At 68.5% G+C, this 14,605-nt stretch carries 12 protein-coding genes; 9 read left to right on the top strand and 3 right to left on the bottom strand.

Going from position 1 to position 14,605, the window contains the following annotated elements; genetic code table 11:
• Positions 1-230: 230 nt before the first annotated feature.
• Positions 231-425 carry a hypothetical protein gene (locus tag AB0D57_RS38185; protein WP_362084354.1) on the top strand — a complete coding sequence of 65 codons (195 nt, stop codon included), beginning with the start codon at positions 231-233 and terminating at the stop codon, positions 423-425.
• 222 nt (positions 426-647) lie between these two features.
• On the top strand, positions 648-1,364 hold the full coding sequence (locus AB0D57_RS38180; RefSeq protein ID WP_362084351.1) for a hypothetical protein: 717 nt from the start codon (positions 648-650) through the stop codon (positions 1,362-1,364).
• A 55-nt stretch (positions 1,365-1,419) separates the two neighbouring features.
• Here AB0D57_RS38180 and AB0D57_RS38175 read toward each other — a convergent pair whose 3' ends face one another.
• Positions 1,420-2,388 (bottom strand): Twin-arginine translocation pathway signal, encoded by a 969-nt coding sequence (locus AB0D57_RS38175; protein ID WP_362084348.1) that lies wholly within the window; start codon positions 2,386-2,388, stop codon positions 1,420-1,422.
• An 18-nt stretch (positions 2,389-2,406) separates the two neighbouring features.
• Positions 2,407-2,718 (bottom strand): hypothetical protein, encoded by a 312-nt coding sequence (locus AB0D57_RS38170; RefSeq protein WP_362084345.1) that lies wholly within the window; start codon positions 2,716-2,718, stop codon positions 2,407-2,409.
• Positions 2,719-2,945: 227 nt separating this feature from the next.
• Between AB0D57_RS38170 and AB0D57_RS38165 the strand changes: the two genes are divergently transcribed.
• The 7 genes from AB0D57_RS38165 (at position 2,946) to AB0D57_RS38135 (ending at position 13,617) form a co-directional block, all read left to right on the top strand.
• A complete protein-coding gene (locus AB0D57_RS38165; RefSeq protein WP_362084342.1) occupies positions 2,946-4,325 on the top strand; it encodes a tyrosine-type recombinase/integrase in 1,380 nt (459 codons plus the stop codon).
• Positions 4,326-4,381: 56 nt separating this feature from the next.
• On the top strand, positions 4,382-6,136 hold the full coding sequence (locus AB0D57_RS38160; protein ID WP_362084339.1) for a hypothetical protein: 1,755 nt from the start codon (positions 4,382-4,384) through the stop codon (positions 6,134-6,136).
• Positions 6,133-8,352: a hypothetical protein gene (locus tag AB0D57_RS38155; RefSeq protein ID WP_362084336.1), complete on the top strand. Its 2,220-nt coding sequence runs from the start codon at positions 6,133-6,135 to the stop codon at positions 8,350-8,352. Before AB0D57_RS38160 ends, AB0D57_RS38155 begins: the two co-directional genes overlap by 4 nt.
• Positions 8,349-10,232, top strand: a complete 1,884-nt coding sequence (locus AB0D57_RS38150) for an ISL3 family transposase (protein WP_362084333.1) — start codon at positions 8,349-8,351, stop codon at positions 10,230-10,232. Before AB0D57_RS38155 ends, AB0D57_RS38150 begins: the two co-directional genes overlap by 4 nt.
• Positions 10,233-10,543: 311 nt before the next feature.
• A complete protein-coding gene (locus AB0D57_RS38145) occupies positions 10,544-11,377 on the top strand; it encodes a Stf0 family sulfotransferase (RefSeq protein ID WP_362084330.1) in 834 nt (277 codons plus the stop codon).
• A 583-nt stretch (positions 11,378-11,960) separates the two neighbouring features.
• Positions 11,961-13,313, top strand: a complete 1,353-nt coding sequence (locus AB0D57_RS38140) for a hypothetical protein (RefSeq protein ID WP_362084327.1) — start codon at positions 11,961-11,963, stop codon at positions 13,311-13,313.
• 79 nt (positions 13,314-13,392) lie between these two features.
• Complete coding sequence (locus tag AB0D57_RS38135) at positions 13,393-13,617, top strand: hypothetical protein (protein ID WP_362084366.1); 225 nt, start codon at positions 13,393-13,395, stop codon at positions 13,615-13,617.
• Here AB0D57_RS38135 and AB0D57_RS38130 read toward each other — a convergent pair.
• Positions 13,604-14,527 (bottom strand): NADP-dependent oxidoreductase, encoded by a 924-nt coding sequence (locus tag AB0D57_RS38130; RefSeq protein ID WP_362084324.1) that lies wholly within the window; start codon positions 14,525-14,527, stop codon positions 13,604-13,606. The two genes, AB0D57_RS38135 and AB0D57_RS38130, sit on opposite strands and share 14 nt — an antisense overlap.
• Positions 14,528-14,605 lie beyond the last annotated feature (78 nt).

Raw genomic sequence — 14,605 nt, 5'->3', positions numbered from 1 at the left:
TGCGTCTGGCGACGACATCCCGTGCCCCGTCGGCGGCCAGACCGATCCGGCCCCGGCTGGCGCGGCGACGAAAGGCCGCCTGGGCCCAACCGCCCCTGGGCGAGTGCGCCCGCGAGGACCTTCAAGACGAGGGCGCTGCAGGGCCGGGCACCTCATGGCCGGTTGATCAGCAGCTACAGCCGCTACGTTGAGAACGAGTCCGCCACGCAAAAGTCCAGGTCAAAGACGACGTGAACATTTTCGTGGTCGGTAAACAAGATCACGACGTGCTGATGCTGTTCGACCACTCCCTCGACGGCATCGAGCAGCCGGACAACGAGATCCATCAGTCACTGGGCATGGTCAATCTCGCCCCGCACGACTGGTTCGCCTCCTTCGACCCCGATCAGGCCCGCGACCCCGACCGCGGCTTCCGCCACCCGTGAGCTCAGCCCGACGGCGCGCGTCAACGGCACCGTCCCGAGCAGCCCCTAGACCTGCAACCAGCTCGATTCGGCGAGAGTGCTCAACTCAAGACTGATCGGGGGAGGAACGATGAGCGACGACAGACTGAAGTTCCCAGACGCCTTTCACTTCCAGTCCGGGATCGGTCAGCGCAGCAGCAACGCCTACTTCGGCACGGACGTGCTCACCGGTTGGTGACCGGGATGGACGACTTCCTCACCGATCCCGACGGCCGCTGGAGGCAGTACCGGTACCTCGGGCCCGCAGTCCTTGGATGCGTGCCCTGGCTGGACGACACGGCTCTCCTGAGCGCGATCGACCGATTCCCGTCGGCGTGCGTGGTCGTCACGAAGCAGGAGCTGAAGAAGCGGGGCAGGGAGAAGTTCGAGCGGCTCAAGCAGTACGCCCAGCAGGGCAACGGCTTCCCAGCCGACGTCTTCGCCGAGATGACCGAGCTGGTGTCCCGCTATGACGGCCCGCCCCCGGTGATCGGCCCCTACTCGCCCCGGACGGAGGGACTGCGTGTCCCGAGCATCCGCTCGTTCGGGTTCCGCAAGACCGGAGGCCGCCCCGCGCCCCTCATCCACGCCAAGATGTTCCTCCTGGGACATCTGTGGTGGCACGACGAGGACGGATCTCCTGCCGACGTCACCGGCTTCACCCCCAAACGGCTGTGGCTGGGCAGCACCAACGGAACCGAGAGCTCACGGCTCGGTCTTGAGTTCGGCGTCTGGCTGGACGACCCCGATCTACTCGCCGACGCAGAGCAGTTCTTGGTCAAGGTGATGCGGTCATCCGAGGGCATCGACCCAGACGACGACCTGTTCGAGCCCGAGTACGTCAGCGTCGAGTACGACGACGAGTCCTTCTACGCCGCGATGGGTAACGTCGACGACGCGTCCGAGGAAGACGACGAATGACCCCGGAGCGGCCTCGGTCCCCGGTGTCGTAGCCGGGCCGCGCCCAGCATCGGCGTCACGCCGATGCGGCGCCGGGTGCGTCAACGGGAGGCGGCAAGGTGCGCAGACGTTCGCGCAGATCGGCCACGTACTCGGCGGGGCGGGAGGCGAGCAGGCCCTCCAGGCGCACCAGCCGGGTGCGGGCGGTGGCCCGCAGGCGGCTCGGCGGCACCCGGTCGAGGACGTCCAGGGCGCGCTGAGCAGCGTCGGACGGTTGGTCGGAGGCCTCGGCCTGGGCGAGGACGAGGGTGGCGGCGGCCCATCCGGGGGTTCCAGCGGTGCAGGCGGCCGCGGAGGCCTCGGCGCGGGCGCGTGCCTGGTCAGGGCGGTCCAGCGTGAGGTGCGCCTCCGCCTGGTGCAGGGCGAGTTCGGGCTCGTCGAAGCCGAAACGGCCCGGGGCCTGGCCGGCCGGGTCGGCTTCGAGTGCGGTCAGTGCCACGTCGAGGGCGGCGGCCGCCTCCCGGTCGCGGCCCTGCTGGGCGAGGGTGGGCAGCAGCGCCCAGGCGTGGAGTTGGGCACGGACCAGGCCGGCGGAGGCCGCGGCCGCGCCGCGCTCGGCGTACGCGAGCGCGGCGGTCAGGTTGCCGGTGTGGCGGGCCACCATGCTCTGCGCCCCGTACGCCCACGCCGCCAGCGCCGTATCCCCGCACCGGTTGGCGTACGACACGGCGGTGCCCAGGTGGATGCGTGCGCCGGCCGGGTCGCTGAGGTGGAAGGCCAGGTTGCCCAGCAGCCCCGAGAGACGGCCGAGCTGGCGGTGCAGTTCGGTGCCGTCCGTGCCGGCGGGGAGCACCCCGGCCAGCAGGGTGCGGGCCGCGCGGACCTCCCGGAACAGCACCGGGACGGGGTGCTTGCTGTAGTTGAGGTGGTAGTGGTCGGCGGTGGCTTCGGCGAGTTCGTCGACCAGCGGGCTGTCCTCGGGTTCCGCCAGAAGCGCGAGCTGGAGGGACTCTCTGACCGAGGGGAGCCCCGCATCGGTGGTCATCGGATCCGCCCCTTCCTGCTATGCGGCAGCGAGCTGGAGGAGTTCTGGAACGCCCTGGGCGTCCTGGTAGTGCTGGAAGCGGGGGAGAAGGTCGTCGACAAGCTGCACGCAGCGGGGTGCTCCGATGCGACGTGCCAGGAGCAGGGATTCGGTGGCGGCGGCCGCGGCGGGCTCGGGTTCCTTCAGATCGAGGTAGCTCGCGGCACGGTAGGCGAGAAACACACCGCGGGTCTTGTCCCGGGCCGGGGGCAGCAGACCTTCGCCTTCGGTAATCAGCTGGTGAGCGCGGCCGATGTCGCCGAGGTCAAGGAAGGCCTGGCCGGAGTCCACGGCGAGATCGGCTTTTATGTTGGCGCTTCACGCTGTCTCATAGATCCTGCGGTTACGTCGTCGTAACTGCTGCCTCAGGGGGGCCTGTGGCGCACTCAGATCAATCAACCACGCTCAACCATCAGGAGGTTGGAGGAACCTTCGGTGCGGCTCCGGAGGCCGTCGTTTTGCTGCACCGGTCCTCGCAGGCCCGGGCAGTTGGGGAATGGGGGTTCGACCCGTCCGCAGTGCTGAAGCGTGCGGGCGTCAGCGACAGCAAGTTCTTCGTCCTCGGCGCCGACGGCTCGTACGACCTCGGCTTGAACAGGTTCGGCCGTGAGCTCGACAGCTGGGGCGTGCGATCGGACAACGGCCACGAGAACTACATGCGGGACCTCATGCTGTACTGCCGGTTCTTGCACGAGTCTCGGGGTGGCAAGTCGATCTGGGAGACCGACCACCACGATCTGCGGGCCTACAAGAGGGTCCGACTGCGCACGGACGGCCCGGACGCGATCTCCGCCTCTACGTGGAGGCGATCGATCGCCGCCCTCGACAAGTGGGTGCAGTGGTCGCTGCACGAGGGCCTGCTGACACAGGAGCCGTTCCGGTACATCGACAAGACGGTGATGACCCCGCAAGGCCCGAAGCGTGTGAGGGTCAACGCCGAGTACGAGGTGGACGACGAGGAAGAGCCGCTGCACATCGTGCAGTTCGTCGACTATCTGCTGTGGCGCAACGTCGGGTTGCTCGGGGAACTGCCCGATGGACGACCGGACCCGACGTGGCGCGGACGAAACGGCGAGCGCAACGCGTTGTTCGCCGACTCGCTCGTCTACACCGGGATGCGGCTGGGAGAAGGGGCAAGCCTGCTGGTCACCGAGGTGCCGCCGCTGAACGTCCACCGGGTCCTCGGCGACGTCCATCTGTCGGCGGCGGTGACCAAGCGGCACAAGGCGCGGACGGTCTACGCGAACGTGCGCACGCTGCGGGCATGGCATCACTACCTCGCCATCGAGCGCGATGCCGTGGTCGCGCGTGCTCGGGCCCGCGGCCGGTACGAGAGGGTCGACGACTTCGTGCCGGTACGTCGAGCGGGCCGCCATGCCTTGACCGTGGCCGGCACAGCCCGCGCCTGGTCGTACTCGAAGATCGGCCCGCAGGCCCGGCAGAGACTGTTCCGTGTGGATGGAGCCGGCCGGCCGGAGGAACCCCTGGCTCTGTGGCTCGGCGAAGACGGGCAGCCGCTCAAGCCGTCGACGTGGCAGTCCGCGTTCCGTCGCGCCAACGAGCGGTGTGCCTCCTTCGGGATCGATTTGATGGTCTCGCCCCATACCTTGCGTCATGTTTTCGCAGTTCAGATGCTTGGTCTCATGCTGCGTCAGACCATCCGCGCTCTGGGGCAGCGGGAGGACCGGCACTTCACCCGGAAGGAACTGGAGCGGCTCCTGTTCGGCAGTCCGATGCGCAAGCTGCAGTTGCTGCTCGGCCACCGGCACGAGTCGACGGTCTACATCTACCTGGATCTGCTGGACGAGTTTCAGGAGATCGTCCTGTCTGCCCTGGAGGAGTGGGACGCGCAAGTCGCGGCCTTGGAGGCCGTCAAGGTCGCGGGGGCAGCCGCGTGAGCCCGCGCTGAGTTCGCTTCCCCGCTGCGGTCGACATCCCAGCTCCCTCAGCCCCGGTGCCCAGCATCGGGCCGGTCGTCTTCTCGCTCCGGTTCGGCGCGGAGGAGGTCCACTACGACTTCTCCCAAGCGCCCTGCCCACGTCTGATGCGTCCTCTCGCCGCTGCGTTGAGCCAGCTCGGAGGCGACGACGGACCGGTTCGGGGGAGGAACGCCTTCCGCGAGAGGACCAGGGCGATCCGGCTGTTCGTCGACTTCGTCGCGGCTGCCGAACCGGAACAGGCCGCAGAATTCGGTCTCGACGATCTGGAACCGGAACTGCTCGACGCCTTCGAGCAGCACCTGGCCCGGGTCTTCCCTGCGGGCAGCGGACAGCCGTACGCCATGCTCTCGACGGTCGCCCGGGTGCTCCGCCTCGCCTACGAGGCCGCCCCCGACTCGTTCAGCGCGGAGATGCACGGGCGGATCGGATACACCGCGACGACGACCGAGCCGCCCGCCAGCAAGCCGCTCGACGCCTACCCCGTGCCCGTCTTCGAACGCATCGAGGCGGCCGCGCTCGACGACGTCCGCAAGATCCGGGATCGGATCCTGCGCGGGGAGCGACTCGCCGAGCAGGGCCAGGATCCGAACGTCGGAGGCTGGGGCCGGCTGGAGAACGTCCTGTGGCATGTCGCCCGGCACGGCCCGCTGACCAACGCCGTCGTCAGACAGCACCGGCCGCTGCGTGCACTGGGCGGAATCCGGGCGGTCAACTCTCACCTGTTCCTGACCAAGGCGGACATGGTGCCGTTCCTCTCCCTTCTGATCTGCCAGACCGGGCTGGAGCCGGAGTGCGCCAAGACCTTGCGCGCGGACTGCCTGGTCAATCCGTCGCGCGGGTTCGTCAGCATCGCGTACGTCAAGAAGCGGGCCCACCAGCGCACCCACAAGACGATGCGGGTCAGCAACGGCGGCGCCCTGCACTACCCGGGCGGACTTCTCCGCCTGGCTCTGCGACTGACCCAGCGGGCACGCGAGTTCGCCGGCACCGACGCGCTGTGGGTGCTCTCGGTGGATGCCGGCGTCCGCGACGTGTACCTCAGTGGCGTCACCCACACGGCGCGCGACGCGCTGCCCTGGCTGGCCCGGCACCAGATCGACCAGATGAAGGACCGCGGCGGCGGTCCGGTGTCGATGGACACGCGCCGACTACGCAAGAGCCACAAGTCCCGCAACTACCTGCGTGCCGGGGGCGTTCTCGACGACTTCGTCTCCGGGCACACCAAACCGGTGGCCGCCAAGCACTACGCCGACATCGAGGCTCACCGCGAGGTCCACGAGCAGGCGGTGGAGAACGGCCTGCGTGAAGCCCTCGACGTCGCCCTGGCACTGCCGGTCGTACTCGATGACGACGGCAGCCGCCTCGACGAAGGCGAGCAGGAACTCGAACCGCAGGAGGTCCTCGCGGCCCTGGGCACGGACAACGACGTCTGGCTGGCGTCCTGCCGGGACTACTACGCCTCCCCCTGGGCGCGGAAGAAGGGCGCCGGATGCCCCGTCGCGATCTGGGGCTGCCTGGAGTGCCCCAACGCCGTGTTCACCACCCGGCATCTGCCGAGCCTCCTGTCCTTCCTCGACTTCCTCGAAGAACAGCGATCCGAGTACTCGGTGGCCGAGTGGAAGGCCCGCTACGGGCTGGCCTGGGAACGCATCGTCGACGGCGTGCGCCCCAAGTTCAGCAACACGCAGATCGCCACCGCCAAGGCCATCGCCGAAGCCGCCGGCCCGCGCCTGTCCCTGCCCGCGCAGTTCCTGGAGCTGACCACATGACCACCGCACCCAAGCTCCGAGCCCGCCCGGCGGCACCCGTCCCGGACGACGCCTACGTCCTTCCGCAACACCTCACCAGAGCTGGCCCCGGCCGCGGCCCGCGCGTCGGCGACATGACCTGGGACATGCGCCCCTTCGTCCCACGCACCGCGCGCAGGAACGCTCTGTGCCACTTCTCCACGTTCACCGACCCCATCGGCATGCGCACAGCCAAGGAGTACATGTACTCGCGCTTCCGCAGAGGCATCCCGTCCAGCTACATGAGCGCCTCGACCGTGAAGCCCATGAAGATCACCTGGGCTGCGCAGGAACTCGCCCACGTGCGCACCATCTTGGACGACCTACGAGTCCTGGGGATCGACCGGCTCCACGACGTCACCCGTCAACACCTGGTGATGCTCCTGGACCAGTGGAAGACAGGCTCCGTCTCCACCACCGCATCGCTCGTCACCACCATCAAGCAGCTCGCCGCGCACAGCCCCTTCCTCCACTACGACGAGCTGAAGATCCACCCCTGGCCTGGCCGCACCTCCGCGTCTGTCGCAGGGAAGCCGCCGCCCTCGGACGAGAACAGCACGGACCGCATACCCGAGCACATCATGGCGCCGCTCCTGCGCGCGGCCATCTTCTACATCACCGTCGCGAGCCGGGACATCTGTGCGGCACAAGCAGAGGTCGAGGCCCTGCGGCAGGCTGCGAGCCGGAAGCCCTACGCCACGCCGGGAGCAAAGGAGGCCGCCTTCTCTGCATTTGTCGCCCGACGTCGGGCCGCTGGCCGCGGCATCCCGTCGCTCCCCCTGGAATCCGCGCAGACCAAACCGGAAGCGTCCCTGGTGAACGGCGTGATCCAGGCACCCAACATCACCCTGATCGAGCTGATGACCGGGGGCTACGCCCGGATCAACCAGCTCATTGAACAAGCCGCGGCTGAACTCGGTTTCGAGGCCGGAGGACTCGAAACGCCGGTATCGGTCTGGCCCGAGTCCGGTCGACCGTGGCGGCCTCGGTTCGATCCGACGAGCGTCAACCGGGAGATCGACCATCTGCGGACCGCCTGCTGGATCGTGATCGCCTACCTGTCAGGTCTTCGCGACGACGAGGTTCGCCTCTTGAGCCGGGAGTGCGCCTTCACCGAGACCGGAGACGACGGCCGGATCCGGTACAAGATCCGCGGCCGGGTCTACAAGGGCCGCAAGCTGAGCGGGGAGGAGGCGGAGTGGGTTGTCCTCGACGTTGTCCACCAGGCCGTCGAGGTGCTCCTGGATCTCCACGATGACCCGGACCACCTCTTCGGCTACTGGCGCACGGAGAACACCGGTTATCAGCTGTTCGGCTCCGTCCCTCACCGGTTGAGGCGGTTCCGCGATCACGTTAACGAGCTCTTCAGCACGAGCGAGAGCCTGTTCATCCCCAATGACACCAGCGCCTACGAAGCCGCCGAAGATCCTGACGACGCAGGTCGCGAGACCGAAGAGTTCGTTCCAACAGACACCGACGGCGGTGACGCTGACGACGCCAACGACGCAGGAGTCCCGTGGGCCTTCGACACCCGGCAGTTCCGCAGGTCGCTCGCTTGGCACATCGCCCATCAGCCGTTCGGCGTGGTTGCCGGCGCGCGTCAGTACCAACATGCCCGAACGGTCATGTTCGAAGGATATGCGGGGACTTCAGAGTCCGGCTTCGCCGAGGAGGTCGCGGCGAACGAAGCGGTGGCGCGCATGGACTACCTCGAAGACATCTACCGGGACTGGAACGACGGTGGCGCGTCGATCGGAGGGGCTGCCGAGCGTATCTCCGCCGAGTTCGAGCGTATCCGCCGCGAACTGGGCGACCTGCCGGGCGTCGTTGCTTCTCCGGCCCGGCTCCGCACCATGCTGGAGCACTTGGCCAAGACCCTGCACCCCGGCGTTCTCAACGACTGCTTCTACCAGGCGTCGACGGCGGTCTGCCGCAAGCGGGCCAAGGCGGCCGGGCGGCCCTTGCCACTGCACAACATGTGCCTGAGCTGCCCCAACGCCCGGCGATCCACGGTGCATGTCCCTCGGCTGCGGACAGCACGGGACCAGGCTCTGTCCGTCCTGGACATGCGGAAGAAGGACCGTGAGGCGCTGCCACGGCTTCAGGTCATCGCCCTGAGCGACTACACCGCGGAACTCGACGACCTGCTCGCAGGTCTGCAGGCAGAACAGCCCGAGGAAGGCCGGCACACCGCGTGAACGAGGAAACGGCCCTGAGGATCCGGCAGACGTTCGGCCGTCTGCGCCACGGCGGTCGCCCGCTGACGGACATTGACCAGACGCTGATGGACGCCTTCGAACGGCTGATGCACGGCCTGTCCGAGACCACCGACGGCAAGATCACGATCGTCAATGTGTGCGCCGAGGCCGGGGTCTCCCGTGCCTCCTACTACCGCTCGCCGGTGGCGCAGGCGGTAAAGGAGATCCTGGAAGCGCCGCAGACCCGGCGCCCGGAACCGGAGGAACTGCGGGCGGAAGTGTCCCTGCTGAAGAAGGCGGAGCGCGAACTCCGCCGAGAACACGCCTGTGAGGTCCGCGAACTCAAGGACACTCTGGCCGCCTACGCCAACCAGATCCAGGTCCTGCCCTTGCGCAACGCCGAGATGGAGGCACAGACCGCCCGTCTCCTTGAACGGTTGCGCATTGCAGGGGAGAACGTCGCGGTCCTGTCGGTTCCGAGCCCTCGCGAGAACTCGGCCTGCCCGAAGGTGACCTTCGCCGAACAGGTGCCTGGACTGACCGTGCGCTACCAGCGGCGCACTCCGCTGCTACAGCACCTGGTCGAGGCGGTTGGCGTTGTGCTGGCCGGCCGGGGCGGGGCGAGGATGCTGCACATCCTCAACACCAGGCTGTCGCGGTGCACCGTGCTCGCGCAGCTGATGCGGGTGCCCCTGCCGCCGCTGGTCACGCCCCGGGTGCTGGGCGTGGACGACTTCGCGCTCTACGGCGACACCTACGGCACCCTCCTGGTCGACGCCGAAACCAGACTCCCGCTGACACTCTGGGAAGGCAGGGACGCCGAGCAGCTCAGCCGATGGCTGCGCCGGCATCCCGGTGTTGAGATCGCCTGCCGCGACGGCTCGCTCACCTATCGGCAGGGCATCGCCGATGGCGCCCCCGAGGCCGTCCAGGTCAGCGACCGCTTCCACCTGTGGCAGGGCCTGTCCCGGCGCGTTCAGGAAATCGCCGCCCTTCACCGCGGCTGCCTACCCGAAGCCCTACCCGGGTCCGAAGCGGCTGATCCCGAGCTCGCGAACGGTGCGGCGGCAGAACCCGAGTGGGCGGACACTACGGCCGCCCGTCACTCCCGACGGCTCTTCGAGACCGTGCACGCGCTGACCGATACCGGCCGTTCCTACAGCTCCGCGGCCCGCGAGCTCGGACTGGACCGGCGCACCGTGCGCAAGTACGCCCGCGCCCGTACTTGGCACGAGGTGGTCCGCCGTCCTCCGCGTCGTCCCTCAACTCTCGATCCATACCTCGACTACCTGCAGCAACGTTGGGACGAGGGCGAACACAGCGCCAAGATCCTGCACCAGGAACTCCTCGCCAAGGGCTACCTGGGTCACTACCAGCGCGTGAAAATGGCCGTCGCTCCTCTACGGCGCGGCCTGCCCCTGGACGAGCCACGCGAGCGACCACCCTCCCCGCGTGAAGCCGCCCGGTGGATCATCACCGCTCACAGCCGGCACGGCCCGCACACTGCGCAACGTGTGCAGCGGTTACTCGAGCACTGCCCGGAACTCCGCCGCACCCACGACCTTGTCCGCCAGTTCGCCGCCATGCTCGATGCCCGTGACGCGGCACCCCTGCCGCACTGGCTCGATAAACTCAGCGTCAGTGGACTGGCTCCGCTCGCCGGTATCGCCACAGCTCTGCGTGAAGACCAGCAGGCGGTCACCCAGGGAATCATCACCCCCTACAACTCGGGGGTCAACGAAGGCCGTATCACCGACGTGAAGCTCCAGAAACGCATCATGGGAGGGCGTGCCGGCGTCCCGCTCCTGCGCCACCGAGTCATACTGATCGCCCACATACGCCGCCGCTACGCGGGCGGTCCGACCGCCGCGTCGAGATGATCTCCGGCTACGAAAATCTTGCCAGAGCCACGTTCGCGTGTACTCGGCCAGCAGCTTCACGATCTCATCAGCGAAGTCGGGACCGCCGTGTCGCAGCCCGGCCGTCTTGCAGGAAACGCTGCTGTCGTTCTCCCGTACTTCCCGGTCCAGTTTGACGGCGTGCGGGCCGAGCGTGGACACGACGTAGAGTGCGGCCGCGAGCATGGGCTGCAACACACTGTCCTCGACCGGCGAGGTCTTGTTCTCGGTGCGGCCACTGGGCATCTCGGCGACAGCTGAGAAGCTGTGTCTGAGCCGTACACGACAGTCGCGTGTCCATCGGAATCGGGTTGCGTGTCGTGATCGAGGCGGTCTTATCTTGCGTTGTGACTATGCGAACGGACGCTGCGGAACAGGTCGACTCGTACTTCATCTGTGCCACCCCTCGTACCGGCAGTTCGTTGCTACTTGGGCTGTTGGAGTCGGCTGGGGTCGCCGGTCGGCCGCAGGCGTATTTCCGTGCTCCTGACGAGTCCCTGTGGGCTGACAGGTGGCAGATCCCGCGCTCTGATCAGCGCGGCTTCGACTACGCGGACTATGTGCAGGCAGCCCTTGCCGCTGGTCGGACCGAGAATGGAGTGTTCGGGGCGAAGCTCATGTGGGGGACCCTGGACGAGGTGGTCGAAAAGCTGGCGAGGGTCTATCCGGACCTTGGCGGCCAGGACATGGCCTTGCTGAGCCGGGCATTCGGCCGCACGCGGTTCGTCTATCTGCGTCGTGAGGATGTCCTGGCGCAGGCCGTGTCCTGGCTGCGAGCAGAGCAGACCGATACCTGGTACATCGGCGGTAACGGAGAGATCGGCGGTAACGGCGGCAGGGGGCAGCTGCCCGGTTTCGACGCGGCCCGTATCGGCGAGCTGGTGCAGATCATCGATGAGCACAACGTGGCGTGGGACGCCTGGTTCGCCTCGTGCGGTATCGATCCGCTCCGGGTGCGCTACGAGGAACTCGATGCCGACATGGCCGGTGTCACGGAAGGCATCCTTACCTTCCTCGGGCTCAAGTCACCTGAGGGGCGCGCGATCGCGCCCAGGCACAAGCGTCAGGCAGACGAACTCAACAATCAGTGGATCGAACGCTATCGGGCGGAGTCGGCACAGCACTGAAGAGTGCCCTGCGGAGGGGCGATCTGCCCCGCGGCAAGGGGCATCGGCTGCTCGGGTGACGTGATCACGCGCTGACGCTTAGCGTGGCTTCCATGGGCAGGGACGGTGTTCCCCGGCTACGGCTGGTTGTGGTCTCGGATCGGGACGCCGGGCCGCGGCTATGCCGCGGATGCGGGGAGCCGCTGATGCCGGCGGCGAAGGGGTCGGCGGTGTTCTGTTCGTCGGCCTGTCGCTCCAGGCACTGGCGCCGGCTGCGGCGCACGAGAGCAAGGACCGAGGCGGTCCAGGCCGCCCGGACGGCGAACTGCCTGGAGTGCGGAGCGAGTTGGACGGTCGGGGTGGAGCATCCCGTCTCGGCTCGGTACTGCTCTCCCCGTTGTCGCAAACGGGCCTGGCACCGGCGGCGCACGCAGCCGGGTGAGGTGTGAGACCGCGCGGCTCGTTCCAGCAGGGCCGCTCCACGCGCCGGGCCCGTGCGCCCTGGCAGCCGTTCCCGGTCCGTCGGATGGTGCCAAGTGACGGGTATTCGCGGCGAGTTGACGGCATGAAGGGTGCCGCGCCGGGCCCGTGGGGGTGGATGCGGATGTCCGCGATGATCGGCAGTGTGACTCGGGATCGCTACGACGAGCTGGTCAAGCTGGGGCGGGACTGGGTGGCGACGATGAGCAGCGTCCAGTGGCGTCTCGGTGACGCGGCCGTGGAGATCGAGCCGATGCGCTCGTATGGGGGTGCGAATCCGTCCGGGAAGGACGACTTGTTCACTGTCAGCGAAGCCATCCGGATGTTCGCCGAAGACGTCGGCCTGGCTTATACGACGGTCCGGGGCTATCGGTGGGTGTCCTCGCGCTGGCCGAAGGAGCGCCGGCGGGCGGAGGTCTCGCACACCATTCACAAGGTGTTGGCCAGGGCAACGGCCCGCGCCCGCCGCAACCAGACGGCCCTCTCCCTCTACGTCGCTCAGCTCGTCCCGCACGCCGACCCCTTGCTGGACGCGGCCCGCAGCACCCTCGACACGCTGCCCCCGGCCCGGCACACCAGCGCCTGGCGCGACCTGCTCGATGCCCTCGCCACCTCCCACACCGAGATCACCGGCGTGCTGGAGCACCCCGCCGCTCAAGGGACGTCTGCCGAGCGGGAGCAACACGCAGCTGTGTGGCCCCATCTCGTCTTCTGGGCAGAGCACGGCAGTCTCGCCGCCGACCTCGCCGACGCCGCCCGCCTCCGCCAGCAGCCAGGCACCGGGCTCACCGCGGAGGAACGGCAGATGTGGACCGAGATGGCCCAAGCCGCCCAGCGGCGGCGGGAGTTGGACCTGATCGAGTCGTGGTACGCGGCCGACGGGCGCCTCATCACCCTCGCCTACCTCATCGAGGACGACGCCGACACCGTGATCGCTCTCGCCGGTGACCCCGACGCACCGGGCTGGGAGGTGATCGGGCAGTTCGACAACGAGTACGCGGCCGGACTGGTGCTGCCGAGACCCGTGCCGCCCGGCGTCCTGCGAGCGGACGCCTCCTCCCGGTTCAACCGGCCGGAAGCCGCTCCCGAACAGCCCCTCCTGGATCTCCTGCGGGACGTCATCGAGGCGCGGGGCGCCGGTGATGTCTCCGAGGCCCTGCTCAGCGCCACGCAGATGGGCTACGCGGCCGGTCCCGTGGTCCGGCTGGCACAACTCCTCGACACGGCCGCCGAGTTCTCCCACGCCCTGAACACCGTGCAGGGCCGGCAGATCGGTGCCCGCCTCGAAGCGCTCGGCCGGCAGTTCGCCTTCCTGGCCCGCGAGGTCCACGATGCGGCCGAGGATCTCGGAGCCACCGTCGCCGTCCTTCCCCCGCACCGCACCCCCAAGCCGCCGCGGATCCGGTCACGTCCCGCCCTGGACACCGCACCCCCCGCCCCGCCAGCACGCGCCGCGTCCCCGGCGCGACGCCTGTGACCCCCGGCGCAGGCAGGTCCGTGGCCGAGCACACGGCTCCAACTTCCTCTCTCATCAGCATGTTTAAGGAGTTTGACCGATGGCTGTCCGTTTGAAGTGGACTGTCGAGCACACCTGCAGCCACGAGGTCGTTCATGATCTGTCCGACCGGCCCGCCGACCGGCGGGCCGGGTTCGCCCGCTGGCTCGCGGGACGGGACTGCACCGACTGCTGGAAGGCCGCCCGCGCCGCCGACTCCGAATCCACGGAGGACGTGTTGACCGAACTAAGTCTCGCGTATGGGGCACTTCTCATGCCACCTTGATGACAACCTTGCCCGAGGTGTGACCGTTCTCGACGGTGGCGAGGGCGGCCGGGGCGTCGGAGAGCGGATGGACCGCGGTGATTACGGGTGCGAGGAGTCCGTCGAGGGCCAGCCGGGCCGACCGCTCCAGGTTCTCGCGGTCGACGCGACGCTCGACGAAACGCCCACCGAGATCGGGCACAGACATATCACCCACAGCGATGACGTTGCGGGGATCCTGGGCCAGCGGAGCGACCGTCCGCAGCGAGGTGCCTCCGGCCAGGTCGACGATCCCGTCGAAGCCGTCCGGAACCAGCTCGCGTGCCGCGGCGGCGACGTCCTCGGCGGTGTAGTCGATGAACCGCACCCCGATGGCCTCTGCGTGCTCGCGTTTGGCGGTACTCCCGGTGCCGATCACACGCAGCTCGCGCCCGATAGCCAGCCGGGCGACGGCGAGGCCGACCCCGCCCCCGACCCCGTTGACCAGGACCGTGGCACCGGCCGGGAGGCCGAGCTGGTCGAGCACGTCCACCGCGGTCGTCCCGGCTACTGGCAGCGTTGCCGCCACGGTCGCGGACAGACCCTCCGGGATGCGCGCGGTGTTCGGCGCGGACAGCACCGTCGTCTCGGCATAGGTGCCGCCACCGGTGAGTGCGAAGCCGAAGACCGCGTCACCCACCTCGAGCCCGTTGACGTCCTCGCCCCGGGCGAGAACGGTTCCGGCTGCCTCCATGCCCAGCACGCGGGGAAACGGACGCCCGCCGTCGAGCCCGTCGACCAGACCCGTGCGCAGAAGGTGGTCGAGGGGATTCACGCCGGCGACGTCGACCTGGATCAGCACCTCGCCGCGACCGGGGACGGGATCGGGACGATCGAAGAACTCCTGCACCTCGGGCCCGCCATACCTGCCGAAACCCCACGCCTGCCCCATCTTCCGCCGCCTCTCGTATGACCGACCCGGTGATTCCGGGCGTTGTCGCCATCCTCACCTCTGACATTGATGTAAGGG

The sequence above is a fragment of the Streptomyces sp. NPDC048275 genome, from assembly GCF_040652275.1.
In the GTDB taxonomy this organism is placed as follows: Bacteria; Actinomycetota; Actinomycetes; order Streptomycetales; family Streptomycetaceae; genus Streptomyces.
The sequence above is the reverse complement of the archived record's forward strand: the minus strand, read 5'-3'. Positions and strand labels throughout refer to the sequence as shown.

Coding starts and splice junctions, on each gene's coding strand:
- AB0D57_RS38180 (WP_362084351.1), top strand. CDS start 648: ATGGACGACTTCCTCACCGATCCCGACGGCCGCTGGAGGCAGTACCGG.
- AB0D57_RS38175 (WP_362084348.1), bottom strand. CDS start 2,388: ATGACCACCGATGCGGGGCTCCCCTCGGTCAGAGAGTCCCTCCAGCTC.
- AB0D57_RS38155 (WP_362084336.1), top strand. CDS start 6,133: ATGACCACCGCACCCAAGCTCCGAGCCCGCCCGGCGGCACCCGTCCCG.
- AB0D57_RS38140 (WP_362084327.1), top strand. CDS start 11,961: ATGTCCGCGATGATCGGCAGTGTGACTCGGGATCGCTACGACGAGCTG.
- AB0D57_RS38135 (WP_362084366.1), top strand. CDS start 13,393: ATGGCTGTCCGTTTGAAGTGGACTGTCGAGCACACCTGCAGCCACGAG.
- AB0D57_RS38130 (WP_362084324.1), bottom strand. CDS start 14,527: ATGGGGCAGGCGTGGGGTTTCGGCAGGTATGGCGGGCCCGAGGTGCAG.